The 20,433-nt window shown below is 42.4% G+C and carries 20 protein-coding genes and 1 tRNA gene; 12 read left to right on the top strand and 9 right to left on the bottom strand.

Features of this window, described 5'->3' with window-relative positions:
* Positions 1-3: 3 nt before the first annotated feature.
* Together sdhD and sdhC are read right to left on the bottom strand one after the other, a co-directional pair.
* Entirely contained in the window at positions 4-369 is a 366-nt protein-coding gene (gene sdhD / locus WAK81_RS04035) for a succinate dehydrogenase, hydrophobic membrane anchor protein (RefSeq protein WP_004279431.1), read from the bottom strand.
* On the bottom strand, positions 369-767 hold the full coding sequence (gene sdhC, locus WAK81_RS04030) for a succinate dehydrogenase, cytochrome b556 subunit (protein WP_004279430.1): 399 nt from the start codon (positions 765-767) through the stop codon (positions 369-371). Before sdhC ends, sdhD begins: the two co-directional genes overlap by 1 nt.
* 1,006 nt (positions 768-1,773) lie before the next feature.
* Between sdhC and gltA the strand changes: the two genes are divergently transcribed.
* From gltA to WAK81_RS04015, 3 genes are all read left to right on the top strand, one after another.
* Positions 1,774-3,048: a citrate synthase gene (gene gltA, locus WAK81_RS04025; RefSeq protein WP_004279429.1), complete on the top strand. Its 1,275-nt coding sequence runs from the start codon at positions 1,774-1,776 to the stop codon at positions 3,046-3,048.
* Positions 3,049-3,204: 156 nt separating this feature from the next.
* Positions 3,205-3,708, top strand: coding sequence for a hypothetical protein (locus WAK81_RS04020; protein WP_422195780.1), 504 nt, complete (start codon positions 3,205-3,207; stop codon positions 3,706-3,708).
* A 372-nt stretch (positions 3,709-4,080) separates the two neighbouring features.
* Positions 4,081-5,706, top strand: a complete 1,626-nt coding sequence (locus tag WAK81_RS04015) for an NAD+ synthase (protein ID WP_422195779.1) — start codon at positions 4,081-4,083, stop codon at positions 5,704-5,706.
* A 213-nt stretch (positions 5,707-5,919) separates the two neighbouring features.
* On the opposite strand, the gene WAK81_RS04010 is transcribed toward WAK81_RS04015, so the two are convergent.
* A tRNA-Met gene (locus WAK81_RS04010) sits at positions 5,920-5,996 on the bottom strand.
* Positions 5,997-6,171: 175 nt separating this feature from the next.
* On the opposite strand from WAK81_RS04010, the gene WAK81_RS04005 reads away from it, so the two are divergent.
* Entirely contained in the window at positions 6,172-6,576 is a 405-nt protein-coding gene (locus tag WAK81_RS04005; protein ID WP_422195778.1) for a hypothetical protein, read from the top strand.
* A gap of 240 nt (positions 6,577-6,816) precedes the next feature.
* Complete coding sequence (locus WAK81_RS04000; protein ID WP_004279425.1) at positions 6,817-7,257, top strand: universal stress protein; 441 nt, start codon at positions 6,817-6,819, stop codon at positions 7,255-7,257.
* A 41-nt stretch (positions 7,258-7,298) separates the two neighbouring features.
* On the opposite strand, the gene WAK81_RS03995 is transcribed toward WAK81_RS04000, so the two are convergent.
* A complete protein-coding gene (locus WAK81_RS03995; protein WP_422195777.1) occupies positions 7,299-7,640 on the bottom strand; it encodes an MGMT family protein in 342 nt (113 codons plus the stop codon).
* 160 nt (positions 7,641-7,800) lie between these two features.
* Positions 7,801-9,300: a cation:proton antiporter gene (locus WAK81_RS03990; protein WP_422195776.1), complete on the bottom strand. Its 1,500-nt coding sequence runs from the start codon at positions 9,298-9,300 to the stop codon at positions 7,801-7,803.
* A 215-nt stretch (positions 9,301-9,515) separates the two neighbouring features.
* On the opposite strand from WAK81_RS03990, the gene WAK81_RS03985 reads away from it, so the two are divergent.
* Positions 9,516-10,070, top strand: coding sequence for a hypothetical protein (locus WAK81_RS03985; protein ID WP_422195775.1), 555 nt, complete (start codon positions 9,516-9,518; stop codon positions 10,068-10,070).
* A gap of 37 nt (positions 10,071-10,107) precedes the next feature.
* Here the strand turns inward: WAK81_RS03985 and WAK81_RS03980 are convergent, their stop codons facing one another.
* A complete protein-coding gene (locus tag WAK81_RS03980) occupies positions 10,108-11,013 on the bottom strand; it encodes a neutral zinc metallopeptidase (protein WP_422195774.1) in 906 nt (301 codons plus the stop codon).
* Positions 11,014-11,061: 48 nt separating this feature from the next.
* On the bottom strand, positions 11,062-11,988 hold the full coding sequence (locus WAK81_RS03975) for a DUF808 domain-containing protein (RefSeq protein ID WP_422195773.1): 927 nt from the start codon (positions 11,986-11,988) through the stop codon (positions 11,062-11,064).
* 189 nt (positions 11,989-12,177) lie between these two features.
* Here WAK81_RS03975 and trpS point away from each other — a divergent pair, with 189 nt between their 5' ends.
* Positions 12,178-13,191 carry a tryptophan--tRNA ligase gene (trpS, locus tag WAK81_RS03970; protein WP_064095663.1) on the top strand — a complete coding sequence of 338 codons (1,014 nt, stop codon included), beginning with the start codon at positions 12,178-12,180 and terminating at the stop codon, positions 13,189-13,191.
* 357 nt (positions 13,192-13,548) lie between these two features.
* On the opposite strand, the gene lysS is transcribed toward trpS, so the two are convergent.
* Positions 13,549-15,078 (bottom strand): lysine--tRNA ligase, encoded by a 1,530-nt coding sequence (gene lysS / locus WAK81_RS03965; protein WP_071850582.1) that lies wholly within the window; start codon positions 15,076-15,078, stop codon positions 13,549-13,551.
* Between the two features lie 388 nt (positions 15,079-15,466).
* On the opposite strand from lysS, the gene WAK81_RS03960 reads away from it, so the two are divergent.
* On the top strand, positions 15,467-15,961 hold the full coding sequence (locus tag WAK81_RS03960) for a YqiA/YcfP family alpha/beta fold hydrolase (protein WP_071850581.1): 495 nt from the start codon (positions 15,467-15,469) through the stop codon (positions 15,959-15,961).
* Between the two features lie 44 nt (positions 15,962-16,005).
* Here WAK81_RS03960 and WAK81_RS03955 read toward each other — a convergent pair whose 3' ends face one another.
* Complete coding sequence (locus WAK81_RS03955) at positions 16,006-16,548, bottom strand: adenine phosphoribosyltransferase (RefSeq protein ID WP_422195772.1); 543 nt, start codon at positions 16,546-16,548, stop codon at positions 16,006-16,008.
* 485 nt (positions 16,549-17,033) lie between these two features.
* Between WAK81_RS03955 and rubA the strand changes: the two genes are divergently transcribed.
* From rubA to oxyR, 4 genes are all read left to right on the top strand, one after another.
* Entirely contained in the window at positions 17,034-17,198 is a 165-nt protein-coding gene (rubA, locus tag WAK81_RS03950; RefSeq protein ID WP_004279415.1) for a rubredoxin RubA, read from the top strand.
* 91 nt (positions 17,199-17,289) lie between these two features.
* Positions 17,290-18,468 (top strand): rubredoxin reductase RubB, encoded by a 1,179-nt coding sequence (rubB, locus tag WAK81_RS03945; RefSeq protein ID WP_422195794.1) that lies wholly within the window; start codon positions 17,290-17,292, stop codon positions 18,466-18,468.
* A 57-nt stretch (positions 18,469-18,525) separates the two neighbouring features.
* Positions 18,526-19,464: an esterase EstB gene (gene estB, locus WAK81_RS03940; protein WP_422195771.1), complete on the top strand. Its 939-nt coding sequence runs from the start codon at positions 18,526-18,528 to the stop codon at positions 19,462-19,464.
* Positions 19,465-19,477: 13 nt separating this feature from the next.
* Positions 19,478-20,386, top strand: a complete 909-nt coding sequence (oxyR, locus tag WAK81_RS03935; protein WP_422195770.1) for a LysR family transcriptional regulator OxyR — start codon at positions 19,478-19,480, stop codon at positions 20,384-20,386.
* The last annotated feature ends 47 nt before the right edge of the window (positions 20,387-20,433 follow it).

Genomic DNA, 20,433 nt, shown 5'->3' with positions numbered 1-20,433 from the left:
CTATCAATTCGCCCAAAAAATCTGGATCGCCCAGATTGCATATGCAAGTACAGCAATGATCACTGCTGAAGTCAGTACAAGGCGTAAACCTGAAGCTGAAGGACCCATTTGACGAGTAGTCACATAATCCGTAAATACCTGCCACATGCCGATCCATGCGTGTGCAACAAGAGATAAGACCGCCAACAAAGACATGATCTTCATTGGAACTGTCATCATAAAGCCGTACCACTGTTCGAAGTTGAAACCACCATTCAGTAGAATCCAACCCAGTACAACAACGGTATAAACAGCTAGAACTACAGCACTGACACGTTGGAGAAACCAATCGCGAGAACCTGAACCTGTTAAACCAGTAGCGCTTTTCATTAGAGTACGATCCATACAAATGCTGCAACAATACCGATTGCAGACAAGATTAATGCGATAGTAGATGCAACACGGCCACTTTCTAGTTCTTCAGCAACGCCAATGTCAGCAAGTAAATGCTTAACACCCGCAATAAAGTGAAAAATCATGCCGGCGACAAATACCCATACAATAAAGCGAACAATGAAACCGTTAAAGATTTCTTGAACTTGCGCAAAACCTTCAGGCGAAGACAATGACTTGTCTAAAATCCATAGAAGGACTGGTACGAGTAAAAATACGATAACACCTGAAAGACGGTGTAGAATTGATGCAATAGCCACGGGTGATTTTAAGTTTACTTCTAAAACTTGACCCATGGACAAATTGACAGGTCTGTTGCTTTTCACAGCGGGCATCCTGTAAGTAAAAACTCCATCCGGAGTTTGTTGGAATTAATTCGAAGGAAAGCTGGCATTCTCAGGCAAATACATGCCTAAAATCAAAACGACACTGAATTATAAAACGTGAACTATTAAAATACAAACGGCTGAATTTGGCTTTTTGGATAAAAAACCATTAAATAAGAATCATTAACAACAACAAGTCAGGCTTAATATATTATCTAGCACTATCCCATCCTATGTATATGATTGTTTTTAAATAATTAAGATGATTAATTCACTCGGTTTTCAGCCTACAGGCTCATGTTTGAGTTTTAGACTAAAGATGCACAGTTCCATCACAAATATTATTTAAATCTCTTTTTAATTCAGATTTAAATCAAATACCTATATTTAACAGACCAATTGCCCCAATTCATCAGCAGCGCAGTGATTCAGATAACCTGATGTTAAATAGCGACTTAGTGCACCACACGATGGGTTTTTCAATCGATTTGAAGCATTTAGATTCAAAAAATCATTCATTTATTTTTATACTGCCTACCTTTGCTGCAAAGTTGGCCATTTATTAAGCTACTTTTTAATCAATTGAACCGTATTCAAAATTCAATTAATTGCTTTTATTTATAATTCTACCAGTGAAATTCAGCTTGGTAAAAACGATGTAAGTTATGAGATTTATATAGTTTTAAGCATGTTCACCTTAATCTCTCACTATTTTCACCCGCATTTCTTGCTAGGAAAAAACGCTTACAAATGCCCCAAGCAGTCTATTTTTTTCTGCACCTCTGCATCAATTTGACTTATTATAGAGGTTTGATGCTGTGATTTTACTGAACTTTTTATACTGAGCGAATGTGACTAAACCGCTGTGCGGCCATCATTTTTTCATCCATAAGTATAATTGACAAAATTTCAGTACTCACTAATCTTATAGCAAATTTTTGATCCGTCCGTTTTGTGCATTAAAAGATTGATAGACAAAGCGGATATACATTCACCAGGACAGGAGATCTATTGAATGTCTGAAGCAACTGGCAAGAAAGCCGTTTTACAGCTTGATGGCAAAGAAATTGAACTACCAATTTACAGCGGCACATTGGGCCCAGATGTAATCGACGTTAAAGATGTGTTGGCTGCAGGTCACTTTACTTTTGATCCTGGTTTTATGGCGACAGCTGCGTGCGAGTCTAAAATCACGTTCATCGATGGTAACAAAGGTGTACTTTTACACCGTGGCTACCCAATCGATCAATTGGCGACTAAAGCTGATTACTTGGAAACTTGCTATTTATTGTTAAATGGCGAACTTCCAACTGCTGAGCAAAAAGAAGAATTTGACGCTAAAGTACGTAACCATACAATGGTTCACGATCAAGTTAGCCGTTTCTACAATGGTTTCCGTCGTGATGCGCATCCTATGGCGATCATGGTAGGTGTGGTTGGTGCGTTGTCTGCATTCTATCACAATAACCTTGACATCGAAGACGTAAACCACCGTGAAATCACTGCGATCCGTTTAATCGCGAAGATTCCTACGCTGGCGGCCTGGAGCTATAAGTACACCATCGGTCAACCATTCGTTTACCCACGTAACGACCTTGGTTATGCAGAAAACTTCCTGCACATGATGTTTGCTACGCCTGCAGATCGTGATTACAAAGTTGATCCAATTCTTGCAAAAGCAATGGACCGTATCTTCACGCTTCATGCTGACCATGAACAAAATGCGTCTACGTCTACAGTACGTTTGGCTGGTTCTACTGGTGCTAACCCGTATGCATGTATCGCTGCTGGTATCTCTGCACTTTGGGGCCCTGCTCACGGCGGCGCGAACGAAGCTGTTCTTAAGATGCTTGACGAAATCGGCACTGTAGAAAACGTTGCTGGCTTCATGGAAAAAGTGAAAACTAAAGAAGTTAAACTGATGGGCTTCGGTCACCGAGTTTACAAAAACTTCGATCCACGTGCGAAAGTAATGAAAGAAACTTGTGACGAAGTTCTTGGTGCACTTGGCATCAATGATCCACAGCTTGCATTGGCTATGGAACTTGAACGTATCGCGCTTTCTGACGAATACTTTATCAAGCGTAACCTTTACCCGAACGTAGACTTCTACTCAGGTATCATCCTTAAAGCGATTGGTATCCCGACTGAAATGTTTACTGTAATCTTCGCGCTTGCACGTACTGTTGGCTGGATCAGCCACTGGTTAGAAATGCACAGCGGTCCTTACAAGATCGGTCGTCCTCGTCAGCTTTACACTGGCGAAGTTCAACGCGATATCGTTCGTTAATTCGAACCGCGTCGAAAGACTCAAAAAAACCACCCTCTTGGGTGGTTTTTTTAGCACTGACAAAAGCCTACAAAAAATTGATCTGAAACGTTTTAAAATGAATATATCAAAATCATATTCACGGATTAAGTCACCTAAAAACAGGATGTATATTGAATGCTGTTGTATTTTCTGCCCTTTATTTTGAGACTGGTTCGTTTTGAACAGTTTAAGTGCCGCAGTTTAACGCCTGGTGAAATCAAAATTTCCCAACAAGTATTTGGCAACCTGATCGATTATTCCCGCGTTAAAATCATGAATCACCCCTACCTGCCCTGGCAATCCAAACATGTCATTATGGCGCCCAGTGGCTACATACATGTACGCAATTTAAATTATCGGGAAGATTATTCGGGCGAGAGTTTATCTTATCAGGCGCTATTTATTCATGAGATGGCGCATATTTATCAACATCAATGTCAGATCAATGTGCTTTTAAAAGGGGCATTTTTACAAAGTGCCTATTTTCTCAGCTTGGGAGAATATAATCCGTACAAATATCAATTTAATCCCAACAAATCATTTTCAACCTACAATATTGAACAACAAGGCGATATTGCCCGGGATATTTTTCTAAAAAAAATTCCGAATATTATTTTAAATCCACAAATAAACATATGATATTTAATCAGTTTAATTCCAAACAATATAGCTAAGGCATATTTTAAAAGCTCAAATTTCGACTTCAGTCTTTAAATCTATATAAGCCTAGATGCATAAAAAATCAGCATATTTTCTAATTTTATATAATAACTTTTTCACTCAATGCCTGTTCTGCTAAATCAGCTCTAGCTTATCGATAAAATTTCGATAAAATAAGCCGGTATGATTATTTTGCATCGCACATTAAGATTCAATGATCATGCGATAAAAAGTTTTTTTTATTTAAGCCATTTGGCATTTTATGAATATCGAAGTGCACTCAACTGGATAATAGAATTATAAAAATCAGTAATTTAGTGTATTAACCTATAGGAATAGGATTTACTTGGAATGAAAAGTTTTAAAATTGCGATTGCTCAATTCTCTCCACATGTGGGCAATCTGGATGCAAATACGCAAAAAATGATTGATCTGGCCAATCAGGCTAAAAAAGATAAAGCGGATCTGATTATCTTTCCTGAACTTTCAACGCTGGGCTATCCTGCAGAAGACTTATTAATTCGCCCAAGCCTGGTGAAACGCACCAAAGCGGCTTTTGAAAAACTGACTGAAGTAAAAGATATTGTCATGATCCTTGGCTTTGTTAATCAAACTGAAGATGGTCAGCGTTATAACTCGGCTGCTGTCATGAAAGATGGTGAAGTACTGGGTGTTTATAACAAGCAAGTATTGCCAAACTATGGTGTATTTGATGAAAAGCGTTATTTTGGCGAAGGTCATCAGCACCTGGTATTTGAGTATCTTGGACATAAATTTGGCGTACTGATCTGTGAAGATGTCTGGTCTTTGGCGACTGTTCAGCAACTGGCAAAATTGAATATCGACACAGCTTTGGTACTGAATGCATCGCCATATGAAGTGGGTAAACCACAACATCGCATTGAAACCATGGCGGCCTTGGTCAAACAGCTGAATATCAATCTGGTGTACTGCAACCAGGTCGGTGGCCAGGATGACCTAATCTTTGACGGTACCAGTTTTGTGCTCAACAAATCTGGTGAGGTGGCTTTACAGGCGCCAAGTTTCCAGGAAAATCTGGCAGTGGCAGAGTTTAATACTGAACAACTGCAATTCAGCAAAGGCGCAATTGCACCTGCTTTAGACACCATGGCTGAGATTTATCAAAGCCTGGTTATGGCCACACGTGATTATGTACAGCGTTCTGGCTTCCCAGGTGTGATTCTGGGACTGTCTGGCGGGATTGACTCTGCCCTGACCCTGGCGATTGCTGTAGATGCGCTTGGCGCAGATAAAGTTCAGGCTGTGATGATGCCGTATACTTATACCGCACAAATCAGTGTGGAAGATGCAGCAGCACAAGCCAAAAACATGGGCGTTACTTTCGGTATTGCCGAAATCAATCCAGTGGTAAGCGGCTTTATGCAGGTGCTATTCCCGTTCTTTGGTAATGCTCCAGTCGATGCCACCGAGGAAAACCTGCAAGCACGTTCACGTGGCACCTTATTGATGGCCCTGTCTAACAAATTCGGTAATCTGGTGCTGGCAACCGGTAATAAATCTGAACTAGCTGTCGGTTATTGCACCCTGTATGGCGACATGGTTGGTGGTTATGCGGTTCTGAAAGATGTGTATAAAACCATTGTGTTTGAACTGGCGAAATATCGTAACAGCATTTCAGAAACTCCAGTAATTCCAGAACGTGTGATTACCCGTCCACCTTCAGCGGAACTGCGTCCGGATCAGATCGATCAAGACTCTTTGCCCGCCTATGACATTCTGGATGCGATCTTGTACTCTTATATTGAAGAAGACATGAGCCAAGACGATATCATCGCCAAAGGCTTTGACGCTGAAGTCGTGAAGAAAGTGATTCGTCTGGTTGATATCAATGAGTACAAACGCCGCCAAGGTGCCATTGGGCCACGTATCAGTTCACGTTCTTATGGCCGTGAGCGTCGTTATCCAATCGTGAATGGCTGGAAAGCAGGTAGCTAAGACTTCTTCTTTACCATTTAGATTCGAATCGTCCGAGTGAATGCTTGGGCGATTTTTTTATGCGGCACTAAAATGAAGATTACCCAATATTAAAAAAGTGATGTTTTGAGAAACCTGAAAAAATTAGTGGATGCTTCAAATATTTTTGATGGTTTGCAGTACTTTTTAAAAGACAAAAAAAAGAGACCAAGCTGAGAGCTTGGTCTTTTAAAATGGTGGCTATGACGAGACTTGAACTTGTGACCCCCGCATTATGAGTGCGGTGCTCTAACCAACTGAGCTACATAGCCGTAAACTGTGTGCGCATTATCGTAATTTCAGCTTCTATCGTCAAGCATTTTAAAACACAAATGTTCAGTCTTTATGCAAATACGGAATAAACTTTTAAATTTTAAACAAAAAAGATTTTTTTAGTATGTAATTCACGCATTCATAGCACCATTTGATTCTTCGAGGATTCATTAGATGTATAAAATCAAAATATTTATTTTACTCATTGGCCTTTCAAGCCTGAATGCCTGCCAGATCATCTCGCCTATTTTCGTAGATTACAATGGCGTCAGACGTGATGTGGCACAGTGGATTAATCAGCAGCAACTGATGAGCATGCAGCAGAAACGGTCTTTGGCACAACTCAGCAGAGCGCAGCAAAAAATCGAGCGCTATCCGGAATATGAGCAGAGTCAACGACTAGCGGTAACCCGGGAAAATCAGATTGCATTACACTGTGCGCGTTTACATATGACAGAACATAAAATCCAGCAGCTACAGCAAAAAATTTATGCAGGTGAAACTCAAACAATTTTAAATCGCTATGAACAGCTGTCACCGCAAATAAAATTAGACCCGACATCTATTCGATGTGATTAATCACTGTCTTGAGCTATCACATTAATTACATATAAATTATTAACTTAGGCCAAATAAATCACCCAGTTAAATAGCTGTAAAAAGGTGCTTCATTGTTTAATCTATTAGACATTATACCTATGTATTTACTTGGTTTTATTTTTATACAATACAGGCTATGATCAAAGTATAAACAACTATTCGTACCCGGTTTAACGCGTCATAATTTTATAACTCTAAATTCCCCTCAGGAGAATTCTAATGCCTTTTGAACATATTTTAGTACCTGTTGACGGTTCAGAAACATCGTATGCTGCAGTAGATAAAGCTGTAGAAATTGCCAAAGCATTTAACAGTAAAGTCACAGTGGTTCAAGTGCTGGCGCTGGACCCTTATATCGCTGCAGAATATATCTCTGCGGCACAAACCAATGACCTGATTGAACGTGCCCGCACTTCCATCCTGAAAACGCTGGATGAAGCCAAAGCAAAATTCTCTGGTGCCGGTGTTGAAGTGGATACACAGCTCCTTGAGGGTCAGGTGATTTATAGCGAGATTGTCAAAGCAGCTAAAGATTTAAATTCCGACCTGATTGTGATTGGTTCCCATGGTCGCACTGGCTTTAAAAAGCTGTTCCTTGGCAGTGTAGCGCAAAGTATTTTGGGTCAAGCGGATATTCCAGTGATGGTAATTCGCAACTAAATCATCTTTAAAATCCCCACTTTTCGCCGAGTGGGGATTTTTTATATTTCTACTCGACCATCCCATTGATAGCGTTTTAAATCCACGCGATCACCTCTAAGAAAAATTCCTTCCTGCATGAGTTTGTGCTGCTGGATATTCTGGCCATGTTCGCCCAGTTTCTTCACACTGATTTTCGCCTGGGCATTAATCACCCGATACCAAGGAATATCTGTGTTCGCATTTAAATGACTTAATACCCGACCGACCAATCGTGCATGTTTGGGCAAACCTGCCAGTCTGGCAATCTGTCCGTAGGTGGCAACTTTGGCATATGGAATCTGATTGACCACAGCCAAAATCATTTCTGCCATTTCCTGACTGGCTGAACTTGTCTGGGCCATTTTCATCTCATTAATAGCTCATTTAAATAAAAGATCACACCTCAACCTATCCATAAAAAGCTATAAGAGAGTGATTAAGCCTGAAGAAATACGCTGATTCAAGCTCTCATCTCACTATAAAAACCAATCTAGCAGTCTCTTGATCTTCTAAGTTTTATCTTTAGAAATTATCCGGATTTTCTAAGCGTTTTACTTCCTGAACCTTATCTGGATGATGCACCGTGGCGACACCATCTGCATCTTTCTGATCAATTAGAATTTCTGGCTGAAAGATAGTGATGGTCTCATTTCCTTTGGCATCTTCCCCGACAATATAGCGAAAACCCTTACGATTCATTTTATGACACATGCGTTGATACCAGCCTTTAAAGCCCTGCGTCTCTTCATTGGGATTATAATAAAACGCATTCATGACCGCAGGCAGGCCCAAGCCACATACCACACCGGACAATAGCACTACAATAAAGGTATAGCCCACCAGAATACTGCTATAGGCTTCCAGCTGAGGAATATTGGCGACCGCCAGAATTAAGGCCAAAGAAATCCCGCCCCGTACCCCGCCCCAAGACAGAATAGTTAAACTGCCGTTATAGCTTTTCTTGCTGACTTTTGGAAACAGCGCAAATGCCAGATAATTGGCTGCAAAACGGCCCAAATGTAGAATCACAAAGGCCACCATTCCGCCCAGAACCAGACTGGTACTCAAGTCCAGAATAAACAATTCCAGACCGATCAGGGTAAACAGGAATGAATTGATAATTCCCTCAACCGTATGCCAGAAATGATTAACGTCACCAATTTCAGCATCTGCCAGAATTTCTTTCCATTTATTGCCAACAATCAAACCACCAATAACACAGGCAATTGGCGCGGAAGCATGTGCCAGCAAAGCCACAAGATAGGAACCACAAGCCAGCAAGGCCGTAGTCAGAATCAGAGATTCCATTTCATGCTTGCCGCGCAAAATCCGCAAGATCGCAAAACCAAATCCGAGACCAATCAGCACCGCCACGACAATTTCATAAAGCAAGGTTTGCAGTACTGCCATTACCGTAAAGTTTTCACCTTGCAGGACATTGAGTAAGGTCATAAACAAGGCAATACACATTGCATCATTAAATAACGACTCGCCTTCCAGCTTGACGATTAAATGATGCGGTGCACGAACCGAACTCAATACTCCTTTGATCCCGATCGGATCTGTGGCGCCCAAGGCTGCACCCAGCAGCAACAAAACCAACAGGTCAACATGTTTACCAATCAGGAACTGATAACCATATAACACCACACCAAAGAACACTGCACAGAACACCAGAGCCAGACCAGCCAGAATACTGATCGGCCGCCAGTGGTTACGTAAATCCGAAACTTTAAATTTCAGCGCAGATGAAGTCAGGATAAAACAGATCACCCCATTGATCAGAAAATCATAGAAATCGACGTGACGAACAGCCTGCTCGATATTTTCAATATTGATGCTAAAGAATGGATTGCCCTGCAATAAACTGGCACCCCATTGCAAGATGAATACAAAAATGGCCGAGACAATCGGGACACCAATCGCTTGCGGAAAGCCCAAAACGCGCTTATTAAACATGGTAGTGGCAATAGATAGGGCAAAGACCACCGTGAGTAGCTGAAGAAAAAAGAAACTTCCCATTCGGTTTCCTAAAGTTGGGCGAGATGCAGCAATATGCGCCGAACGACATTGTTAAAATAGTGATTTGAATAGCAAGGTATTCTGGCAAAACAAGTTTAGTCCGCTTTTTTATCGAATTGAGTTAAGTTTCTTTTCAGTATTTTCGAATGATGATTTAACATACAGATCAGCACTCAGCTTTTGCTTCCACATTTTTTATTTTGAATTTTTCTCCCATGCATCAAACTGTCAAAACCATTTTTCGTCTCTGTTTTGCCAGCGTGATTTTTCTGATCACGTTGTCCTTATGTTTTACCTGCTTTGCTAAAATTCAGGAAATTCTGCAAGCAGAACAGCATTATCAGCAAGCCACCAGCATTCCCCTGAAAACCAAAGACAGCGAGCAGTATGTCTTGGTGTCCAATAACCAGCGACCGGACAATGCCATTTTTATTCTGATTGCAGGAAATGGTTATGTGGCCAAAATCAATTGTGAGCATTACAGCGCTTTATGTAGCGATGAAGACAATCAATCGCATACCCGCCAAATCCAGAGCGTTGACTTAATCAAAGCGGGAAATCTGTTCTATATTGAAAAAATTCAGTTCAGAGATAGCCGGACTGGCAAAGCAACTGCCCTCGAATATACCAAACAAGATATTCAGCAGTTTTATCAAAATGACATGAGCAACCTGAAATATACGGTCTTTGCAATTGCACTGTTTGCTTTGGCTGCGTTATTTGTCAGTATCAAGATATTAAGAAACTTCCGGCGTTTTCTGCATAAATAAAAAAAGGAGCATCTGCTCCTTTTTTTATCGAAGTCATTTAAATATTTTGGTTAAATGTATCACAATTCGCAACCTGACCGGATTTCAAGCCGGTATTAAACCATTGTACCCGCTGCGCGCTGCTGCCATGAGTAAAGCTGTCCGGCACCACCTGCCCGCGAGCACGTTTCTGTAAATAGTCATCGCCAATTTTATGTGCGGCATCCATCGCTTCCTGCACATCGCCCTGTTCCAGAAATTTGGTTCGCTCATGATTATGGTAGGCCCAGACCCCGGCCAGACAGTCTGCCTGCAATTCCTGACGCACTGAAAGCTGATTACTTTGCACTTCGCTTGCTTCCTGACGCGCCTGTTGTACTTGAGAAGAAATACCTAAAATCGTCTGGATATGATGCCCCACTTCATGGGCCACGACATAGGCCAGCGCAAAGTCCCCAGCCTGATCATTACGGGAAAGTTCAGTCGCATTCTGTTCTCCAGTTATACCCATTTGACTGCGCATATCTTTAAAGAATGCCGTATCGATATACACTTTCTGGTCTGTCGGGCAGTAGAAAGGCCCCATCGCCGCCTGAGCCGTACCACAATCAGAATTCACGATGCCGTTAAACAACACCAGTTTCGGTGGGACATACTGCTGATTTAACTGCTGCTGAAACACCTGATTCCAGGTATCTTCCGTATCCGCCAACACAGTTCCGACAAAATCAATTGACTCCTGCTGTTCTGGCGTGGGATTTTCCAGACCACGTGTTTCTGCTGCACCCGATACACCCTGAGTGACCTGCTTGGTGGTTTGATAAGCCTGTTGTGGATCGACACCGAAAAACTTCCAGGCCACAAAGGCCACAATCAATCCAACAATACTGATTCCGCCAGCTTTGGCACCACCACCGCGGCGGTCTTCCACATTGCTACTGACACGACGACCTTTCCAACGCATAGTCTTTTCCTTTTCTTAATCTGCTCAATATCCAGATATTTCCACACCTTAAGCTTTTGATGATTTAGGCCAGATTTTTTTAATCAGGCTAATCACCAGCATGACCAGCAGACCCGCTAAAATTCCTACAGCGAAATTAATCAAGGTCGGTGTCACGGCACCAAAAATGTTTCCAATGCTGGGAATATCCTGCACATAAGCCACACTGTCTTCAGTAAAGTGATGAATAAAAGGAATTGCATGGTTAATAATTCCACCGCCTACCAGAAACATCGCAGCGGTTCCAACGATGGATAGAATTTTCATTAAGATCGGAGCAAATGCCAACAAGCCACGTCCTATTTTTTGTTTAAAATCGGACTGCTGTTCAGTCAGATGTAAACCGATATCATCCAGTTTGACAATCAGCGCGACAAAACCATACACACCAATGGTCATGACTACCGCGATCAGGCTTAAAACGGTCACTTTGGTCAGCATCGAGGCTGCGGCGACCGTTCCCAAAGTAATTACAATAATTTCAGCAGACAGGATAAAGTCAGTGCGAATGGCACCTTTGACTTTTTCATTTTCAAACTGGTGCAAATCCATTTCCGTATGGATCAATTGCTCACGCGCCTGTTCCGCGTCCTTGGCTTTCGGTGTATGCAAGGTATGAATAATTTTTTCCACGCCTTCATAACACAAAAACAAACCACCCAGTACCAACAAGGGATTAATCAGCCAGCCTGCAATAAAGCTGATTAATAATGCCAGCGGTACCAAAATCAGTTTATTGACAAAAGAACCTTTGGCGACTTTCCAGACCACCGGCAATTCACGATCAGCCCGCACACCTGTCACTTGCTGCGCATTTAAAGCCAGATCATCACCGAGAACGCCTGCCGTTTTTTTTGCTGCCATTTTGCTCATGACAGCGACATCATCCAGGACTGTAGCAATATCATCTAATAATAGTAATAAACTGCTCGCCATACTTACTATCCTTATCCTCTTTTCATCTAGTTTAATCAAAATTCTTAAAAATATTGTATTCACTTGTTTAATTTATAAGATTTTTTTACGACAGCTTTTTTTCTGGCTGACAATCAAAAACAGAATGCCGTACAATGTTGCCATTTGTTAAAATACAGCTGTAGTACTGACTACCCTTTGGAATAGATAATGAGTAATCAAGATAATCGTCCAGTGATCTTGACGGGCGACCGTCCTACCGGACAACTCCACCTCGGCCACTTTGTAGGTTCATTACGCTCTCGTGTAGGTCTGCAAGATTCTCACCATCAACATTTGTTACTCGCTGATGCTCAAGCCCTAACTGATAATGCGGACAATTTTGAAAAAGTACGCCGTAACATTATTGAAGTGGCGACGGATTATCTGGCTGTCGGTATTGATCCAACCAAGACTACGATTTGTGTTCAGTCATGCTTGCCAGCACTAAATGAACTGACCATGCTTTACCTCAATTTCGTGACTGTTTCACGCCTTGAGCGTAACCCAACTATTAAATCTGAAATCCAGATGCGTGGTTTTGAACGTGATATTCCAGCCGGTTTCTTGTGCTACCCGGTGGCTCAAGCTGCTGACATTACGGCATTCAAGGCCACTGTGGTTCCTGTGGGTGAAGATCAGATTCCAATGATCGAACAAACCAACGAAATCGTGCGTCGCCTGAACCGTCAAATTGGTCATGACCTGTTACCGGAATGTAAAGCTCTTCTTTCCAATGTTGGTCGCCTACCTGGTTTTGATGGTAAAGCAAAAATGTCGAAATCTTTGGGCAATACCATTGTGCTGGATGCGACAGATAAAGATATCAAGAAAGCTGTCAACGCCATGTATACCGATCCGAATCATCTGCGTATTGAAGATCCAGGCCAAGTTGAAGGCAATGTGGTATTCACTTATCTAGATGCTTTTGACCCAAATAAAGAAGAACTGGAAGAACTCAAAGCCCATTATCGTCGTGGCGGTTTAGGCGATGGTACGGTAAAAAAACGTCTGGAAGGCATTCTTAAAGAATTGATTGGTCCAATTCGTGAGCGTCGTATTGAACTGGCTAAAGATCCGGATTACATCATGGATATCCTGAAAACCGGCACGGATAAATGTCGCGATATTACCCAGGCAACATTGGATGAAGTTAAATCTGGCCTCGGTGTATTCCATTTTTAAATCATAAAACTACTCTTAAAAGCTCTTCTGATGAAGAGCTTTTTTTATTTTTTATTTAAACTAAAATTGCGCAAAAATGATGCAAATATCCCCACATAATCTTCATAGTTTTAACCTTATTTAACATGTATTAACATGAATACTGATGAGTCATATGAGAATGCGTCCTATTATGTTCATATTCAGTAAGGAATCAGATTTAACTCTCTCCACAGTTAATGAAGTAGTTTGAAAAGACGTTCCTTTTTCTACGCAATGACAACCCCAATCATTGCGTTTTTTTTGTTTATAGTTTTTGAATCTATTTTATTTCAAGTATAAAAAAACCCGCCAGAGCGGGTTTTTTTAATTTATCACTTAAGCATTTTTATGACGCATATGCGGGAACAAGATCACATCGCGGATACTTGCTGCATTGGCAAAGATCATCACCAGACGGTCAATACCAATACCCTCACCTGCGGTCGGCGGTAAACCATATTCTAGCGCTTCTACAAAGTCTGCATCGTAGTGCATGGCTTCATCATCACCAGCATCTTTTTCAGCAACCTGTGCCTGGAAACGTTCGGCCTGATCGATTGGATCATTTAACTCCGAGAAGCCATTTGCCAGTTCACGGCCGCCGATGAAGAATTCAAAACGGTCGGTAATGTGTGGATTGTGATCATTACGGCGTGCCAATGGAGAAGTTTCCGCTGGATATTCTGTAATGAACGTCGGCTGACGCAATTTGGTTTCTACGGTTTCTTCAAATACCATGGTTTGCAGTTTGCCCAGACCGAAACCTGGTTTCACTTGCTCTTTCAATTCTTCCTGAAGGAATTTTGCCAGGAACTCACGGTCATTGACATTTTCAGGGGTAAATTGCGGGTTATTTTCCAGAATCGCATCGAACATTGAAATTTTCTTGAATGGCCCTTTGAAGCTATACACTTCATCGCCATAAGGCACGTCAGTCGTACCCAAGATATCAATCGCCAGACGCTCCAGCATTTGCTCGGTCAATTCCATGAGATCTTTGTAATCTGCATAAGCCTGATAGAATTCGATCATGGTGAATTCAGGGTTATGACGCGTAGATACACCTTCGTTACGGAAGTTACGGTTAATTTCAAACACACGTTCAAAACCGCCGACTACCAAACGCTTTAAGTAAAGCTCTGGCGCAATACGCAAGAACAATGACATATCCAGTGCATTGTGATGTGTTTCGAAAGGACGTGCCGATGCACCGCCTGGAATCACATGCATCATTGGCGTTTCGACTTCCATATAGCGCTTTTCAGTCAGGAAGGCACGGATACCTGCCACAACTTTGGCACGAATTTCAAAAGTTTTACGCGTTTCTTCGTTAACGATCAGATCAAGATAACGTTTACGATACTTCACTTCAGTATCGTTCAGACCATGAAACTTGTCTGGAAGTGGACGCAATGATTTAGTCAGCAATTCAAAATGTTCGATATGTACATACAAATCGCCTTTACCCGAACGACCGATATAACCTTCGACTGCGATGATATCGCCAAGGTCCAGACCTTTAATGGTAGCCAGTACATCTTCAGCGAGCTCTTTACGCGCCACATACAGCTGGATACGGCCTGTCATGTCCTGGATCACGATAAATGAACCACGGTTCAGCATCACACGACCGGCAACTTTGACGTAGACCTTTTCGCCTGCTTCAATTTCTTCTTTAGATTTATCAGCGAACTGGTCTTGTAAATCCTGGGCATAATGCTCACGCTTAAAGGTATTCGGCCATGGGCTCTTACCTGTTTCTTGTGCCTGAGCTTCGATTTGCTTTAACTTGGCATGACGCTGTGCAATTAAATCGTTTTCGGAAATGATTTGTTCAGAAGTCGATTGAGCGTTAGTTTGCGTCATCTCTGCCTCGAATAAGATTAGTTAAAAAATAGAAGTTGCATAGAATAGCAGAAATCCTTCTCAAATCGTAGCGTAAACACTCTCAGGAACCGGCTTTTCTTTGGAAAAATCCACTATCTTGCTATTTACACCATTCGGTTCAGCCCGTCTGTTACTCTTTTAAATTCCCTTTCTTCAACCTTTTGCAGCACCCAGCTGCTCTCAGTTGGGATCAAAGTCTAAACCAGACAGGGGTTATACTAAATCATTGCACTGCAAAACTGCGGCTTAGACCAATAGCTAACTGCCTTGTACACCCAGACGTTCTACAATGACGCTCAGATTGAAGATGATGTGCCAATCAACAAATAACCAATATGGCATGTCCCATAAAAATGAGTAATGAACTATGTCTAAGATTTTGTTTTTACATGGCTTAGATTCCTCCAGAGAATCCACCAAGTTCCACGCCATTGATGTGGTACATAAGTACTGTATCGATGTCGATTACCGAAATCTGAGCTATAGTTCGGTCGCCGAGTTTTATCATGAGATGATTGAAACCATCAAACCGGATATTCTGGTCGGCCACAGTCTTGGCGGTTATTGGGCATTGAAAATGTCACAGGCGTATCAAATTCCCTGTGTAGTGGCCAATCCCATTTTGCAGCCTAACTTCCGCGATGACTATCCAGCCATTGGGCATCACGATTTACAGCATGACATTCCTCAGTTTGCCTATCTTGAGCTGGGCGATGAAATTCTGGATATGCATGCGGTTCAGACACAACTTGAAGACTATATGCAAATTCAGGCAGTTGATGGCGGCCATCATCGTCTGGAACACCCTGAACAAATTAATACGCTGATTCAGGAAATCGAAGATCATTTTATCAGGCAATAAAAAAGCCCCACAATTTTGGGGCTTTTTTTAAAAAAATTTATGACTTAAGCAACTGCCGCTTCAGGCTGAGATTCGTCATCCAGCACTGACCAGATCTCCAGGCCTAATTCAGCATGCAGGTCAGGAAGATCAAGGAAGATACTTGCGCCAAGTACTTCATGCTGGCATTTTTGAGCCAGTTCATTCACTGCTTTTAAGGTTCCGCCAGTTGCCAGAACATCATCCACAATAATTACTTTCTGGGACTGAACGTTCGCAGACATTTCTAAACGATCCATACCATATTCCAGGCTATAACCCACACCGACCACTGGAGGTGGCAATTTGCCTGCTTTACGCACCAACAATAAGCCTTTGCCTGTACGTTGTGCCAACAAGCTTGCCAACACAAAACCACGTGCTTCAACCGCAATAAAGCTTTCTACTTCTGCCAGTTTGTCAGCAGGAATGCTGGCAATCAAAGCATCAGTCAATGGACCAATATTGCTCATGAAAAGTGGGGTCAAATCAAAGAAGCAAATTCCTGGTTTTGGAAAATCTTGGACCGTACGAATGTGAGACCACAAAGAAGTAGACAAATTGCTCATGGGAGATCTTAAAAAAGAAAAGGAATATGGGAATTTTAAACCTATTTGAGTAGAGCGGACAAGCCAAGCTGCCTAATAAAAACCCGATGTTTAACCACAAGATATTGATTTTATTATAGTGATTTATTTTAAAAATATTCAATCCAAACTTTACTGCTTCTAAATTACCTAAAAACTCAAGTTTTTACTGCACGACTTTGGTCTATCCCACACGATAAACGCTCATTTTTGCCATCGTCAGCTTTCATCCTTTAACCGCCTGCGCCAGAAAAGCTGATTGGCGTGATTTTCTGATAAATGAGGAATGTGTCGTCTATTCTGCTGCTAATTTCGCTGATTAAGCTTTTATTCACTTTACTTTCTGAATAGAACTGCGTAAAAATTTAGCCAAATATGTTCACTGTTAAAAAGTCATATTCTTTTAGAGTCTTGCCTTTTATGGATTTTAAGCTGACGCCTACAGTTGCTCAGTTTTGGAGAGTTACATGAGAAAGTTTCAATGCATCGTATGTGGATGGATTTATGACGAGGCAGAAGGTTGGCCTCAAGACGGGATTGTGGCGGGCACTAAATGGGAAGATATCCCGGATGACTGGACCTGTCCGGATTGTGGCGTGTCTAAAGTCGATTTCGAAATGATCGAAGTCTAATCATGTCCAGTTAAAGGCCATATCCATATGGTCTTTTTTTATGCCCTTCTATCATTTATACAGCATGGAGCTCTACCATATGGAAACAACTATGCATCCTATCGTCATTATTGGTTCAGGTATGGCGGGTTATGCCGTAGCACGTGAATTTCGTAAACTCAATCCAGAACATGAATTGCTGATGATCTGTGCGGATGATGCGATCAATTATGCCAAACCGACGCTCTCCAATGCTTTAGTCGGCAATAAAGCGCCTGAGCAAATTGCACTGGGCGATGCCGCTAAAATGTCGGCACAGCTGAATATGCGCATTGAACAGCATACCTGGGTCAAAGCGATTCATCCGGAAGATCATCAGCTGGTTCTTGAAAAAGATGGCCAGGAAAGTACGCAACATTATAGCAAACTGGTATTAGCCGTCGGTGCCAATCCGGTACGTCTGGCCATCGCCGGTGATGCCAGCGATGACATTCATGTCGTCAACAATTTAAGTGACTATAAAGCTTTCCGTAGCAACCTGGCAGCACGTGAAGACAAACGTGTAGTGATTTTAGGTGCAGGCCTGATTGGCTGTGAATTTGCCAATGACCTGCAAAATACCGATCATCAGGTCACAGTCATTGATTTGGCGCCTCAGCCGCTTGGCCGTTTATTGCCAGAACATGTTGCTACTGCATTCCAGAAGAATCTTGAAGAAACCGGCATTCACTTTGTCTTGGGCACAACAGTCGAAAAAGTCTCTCGTGCGGACAATGGTGATTATCTGGTCACGCTGGCCAACGGTCAGTCTTTGGTCGCTGATGTGGTGTTGTCTGCAGTAGGCTTACAGCCAAATATTTCTTTGGCAAAACAGGCAGATGTACACACCAGTCGGGGAGTTCTAACCACCGTCCAACTGGAAACCAACCAGGTCGATATTTATGCTGTGGGCGACTGTGCTGAGGTCAATGGAACCTTATTGCCTTATGTCATGCCCATCATGCAACAGGCTCGCGCTTTGGCAAAAACCTTAAACGGTGAACATACTGCTGTGCATTATCCCGCTATGCCAGTGGCAGTTAAAACGCCTGCTGCACCTTTAACGGTATTGCCTGCTCCGGTTGATGTTGATGTTACCTGGGAAACTGAAGAGTTCGATGATGGCATGCTGGCTAAAGCGATCGATGCTAACGGCACCTTACGTGGTTTTGTGCTTTTGGGCGCCACTGCAGCCAAACAGCGTCTGACCTTGACCAAGCAGGTTCCTGACTTGATTCCTGCTGCGGTTTAGAGGTTTAATAGCAAGGATATTTTTTAAACGAAATATCCTTTAATTAGGACAGCGACCATGTACAGCGCACCACAGTTTAATCTTTCCCCATATACCTCGTTCATGCATGAAACCAAGGTTGATCTTGGCAATGGGATCCAGCTACATGTCGAGGTTGGCGGAAATCCGCAACATCCCACCATTTTACTCATTATGGGTCTGGGTGGGCAAATGCTGTACTGGCCTGACTTTTTCTGTAAATCACTGATTGAGAATGGTTATCATATCATCCGTTTTGATAATCGTGATATTGGCCTGTCTTCAAAAATCCATCACAAAGGCCCACGCCTGAATACCCTGAAAATGATGAGCCGGTTTGTGCTGGGTCTGGGTAATCAGGGTGCACCTTATGATCTGTATGATATGGCCGAAGATGTCAGTCTGCTGATTGAAAAAATGCAGCTGGAACAGGTCTATGTGTTGGGTGCTTCAATGGGCGGTATGATTGCCCAGATTCTGGCAGCGCGTTATCCGGACAAAGTCAAAAAACTGGGCTTACTGTTTACCAGTAATAACCAGCCGATGTTGCCACCACCCTTCCCTAAGCAACTCTTTAGTTTGATTGACAAACCGGCTTCAACAGATGAAGATGGCATTGTTGATCATAGTTTGAAACTGTTTAAGATCATCGGCTCGCCAGGTTATGTCAATCATCTGGAAGCGGTACAGACCGCCCGTAAATTATATAAGCGAAGTTACTATCCTGCTGGTGTACTTCAACAGTTTTTAGCAATATTATGTACAGGCTCATTGCTGCAACTGGACAAGCAAATCAAACAAGAAACCCTGGTGGTCCATGGTTCTCGAGATCGATTGCTGCCTCCTAGCCATGGCAAGGCCGTTGCGAAAGCAATCTCAGGGGCTAAATTTGAATTAATTGATGGAATGGGGCATGATATCCCACCGCATTTTATTCCATATCTTAGCGAATTATTTGCTGATCATTTTAAATCATAAACATTAGGACACTATGGCTGCATTACCATCTTTAAGACAGCTGTCATACCTCGTAACACTGTCAGAGACGCTACACTTTACAGAAGCTGCTCGCCGCTCCTTTGTCACCCAGTCAACCTTGTCTGGCGGCATCATGGAGCTGGAGCGTTTACTCGGTGGCGTACTTGTTGAACGCGACCGCCAGAATGTTCGTTTAACGCCTCTTGGTGAACAAGTGGTTGCACGCGCGCGTGTTCTACTGGCCGATGCTCAGGACCTAATGCGTTTAAGTCGTGAGATGAGTGAACCTTTAACCGGTGATCTACATCTCGGCGTCATTCCAACGATTGCACCTTTCTTATTGTCCCAACTACTAGACGAAGTGCATAAACAATTACCAAAAATCCAGTTGCATCTGCATGAAGCACAAAGTGAAAAGATTGTAGAAAAGCTGGAACATGGCAACCTGGATATGGTGGCTTTGGCATTGCCTTTCGATACCCGCGGCCTGAAAGTTGCTGAGATTGCCAAAGAGAATCTGTATCTAGTTTACCAAAAATCTGATCAGCATGCTGCACAAGCAAACTCTTTAGAAGATCTGGATCTGTCTCGCCTGATGTTACTTGAGGAAGGTCACTGCTTACGTGATCATGCCTTGAGTGCCTGCCCGATTGGTGAACGTAAAAATGATCATCGTTTAAAAGCCAGCTCACTGCCGACTTTAATCGAAATGGTTTCAGCCAATCTTGGCTTTACCTTGTTGCCTGAAATCGCGATTCATACCAATATGGTGAAAGCCAATCCTGAAATTCTGGTTAAAGCAATCAGTGCGGCACCAAGCCGTACCCTGGCATTGGTGACCCGTAAAAGCACACCGCTGCAAAGCGAGTTTGATGTGTTATTACAGATTTTCCAGAAAATCACTCAGCACGACGCTGCTTGATTTTCACTGAATAAAAAAGGAGCACATGTTGCTCCTTTTTTATATCT

Source organism: Acinetobacter sp. (assembly GCF_049284435.1).
GTDB lineage: Bacteria > Pseudomonadota > Gammaproteobacteria > Pseudomonadales > Moraxellaceae > Acinetobacter.
This window is presented reverse-complemented; position numbering and strand designations above follow the sequence as displayed.

Coding starts and splice junctions, on each gene's coding strand:
- estB (WP_422195771.1), top strand. CDS start 18,526: ATGTACAGCGCACCACAGTTTAATCTTTCCCCATATACCTCGTTCATG.
- rubB (WP_422195794.1), top strand. CDS start 17,290: ATGCATCCTATCGTCATTATTGGTTCAGGTATGGCGGGTTATGCCGTA.
- gltA (WP_004279429.1), top strand. CDS start 1,774: ATGTCTGAAGCAACTGGCAAGAAAGCCGTTTTACAGCTTGATGGCAAA.
- trpS (WP_064095663.1), top strand. CDS start 12,178: ATGAGTAATCAAGATAATCGTCCAGTGATCTTGACGGGCGACCGTCCT.
- oxyR (WP_422195770.1), top strand. CDS start 19,478: ATGGCTGCATTACCATCTTTAAGACAGCTGTCATACCTCGTAACACTG.
- WAK81_RS03990 (WP_422195776.1), bottom strand. CDS start 9,300: ATGGGAAGTTTCTTTTTTCTTCAGCTACTCACGGTGGTCTTTGCCCTA.
- WAK81_RS04020 (WP_422195780.1), top strand. CDS start 3,205: ATGCTGTTGTATTTTCTGCCCTTTATTTTGAGACTGGTTCGTTTTGAA.
- WAK81_RS03960 (WP_071850581.1), top strand. CDS start 15,467: ATGTCTAAGATTTTGTTTTTACATGGCTTAGATTCCTCCAGAGAATCC.
- WAK81_RS03985 (WP_422195775.1), top strand. CDS start 9,516: ATGCATCAAACTGTCAAAACCATTTTTCGTCTCTGTTTTGCCAGCGTG.
- WAK81_RS03995 (WP_422195777.1), bottom strand. CDS start 7,640: ATGGCCCAGACAAGTTCAGCCAGTCAGGAAATGGCAGAAATGATTTTG.
- rubA (WP_004279415.1), top strand. CDS start 17,034: ATGAGAAAGTTTCAATGCATCGTATGTGGATGGATTTATGACGAGGCA.
- WAK81_RS04015 (WP_422195779.1), top strand. CDS start 4,081: ATGAAAAGTTTTAAAATTGCGATTGCTCAATTCTCTCCACATGTGGGC.
- sdhC (WP_004279430.1), bottom strand. CDS start 767: ATGCCCGCTGTGAAAAGCAACAGACCTGTCAATTTGTCCATGGGTCAA.
- WAK81_RS03955 (WP_422195772.1), bottom strand. CDS start 16,548: ATGAGCAATTTGTCTACTTCTTTGTGGTCTCACATTCGTACGGTCCAA.
- sdhD (WP_004279431.1), bottom strand. CDS start 369: ATGAAAAGCGCTACTGGTTTAACAGGTTCAGGTTCTCGCGATTGGTTT.
- lysS (WP_071850582.1), bottom strand. CDS start 15,078: ATGACGCAAACTAACGCTCAATCGACTTCTGAACAAATCATTTCCGAA.
- WAK81_RS03975 (WP_422195773.1), bottom strand. CDS start 11,988: ATGGCGAGCAGTTTATTACTATTATTAGATGATATTGCTACAGTCCTG.
- WAK81_RS04005 (WP_422195778.1), top strand. CDS start 6,172: ATGTATAAAATCAAAATATTTATTTTACTCATTGGCCTTTCAAGCCTG.
- WAK81_RS04000 (WP_004279425.1), top strand. CDS start 6,817: ATGCCTTTTGAACATATTTTAGTACCTGTTGACGGTTCAGAAACATCG.
- WAK81_RS03980 (WP_422195774.1), bottom strand. CDS start 11,013: ATGCGTTGGAAAGGTCGTCGTGTCAGTAGCAATGTGGAAGACCGCCGC.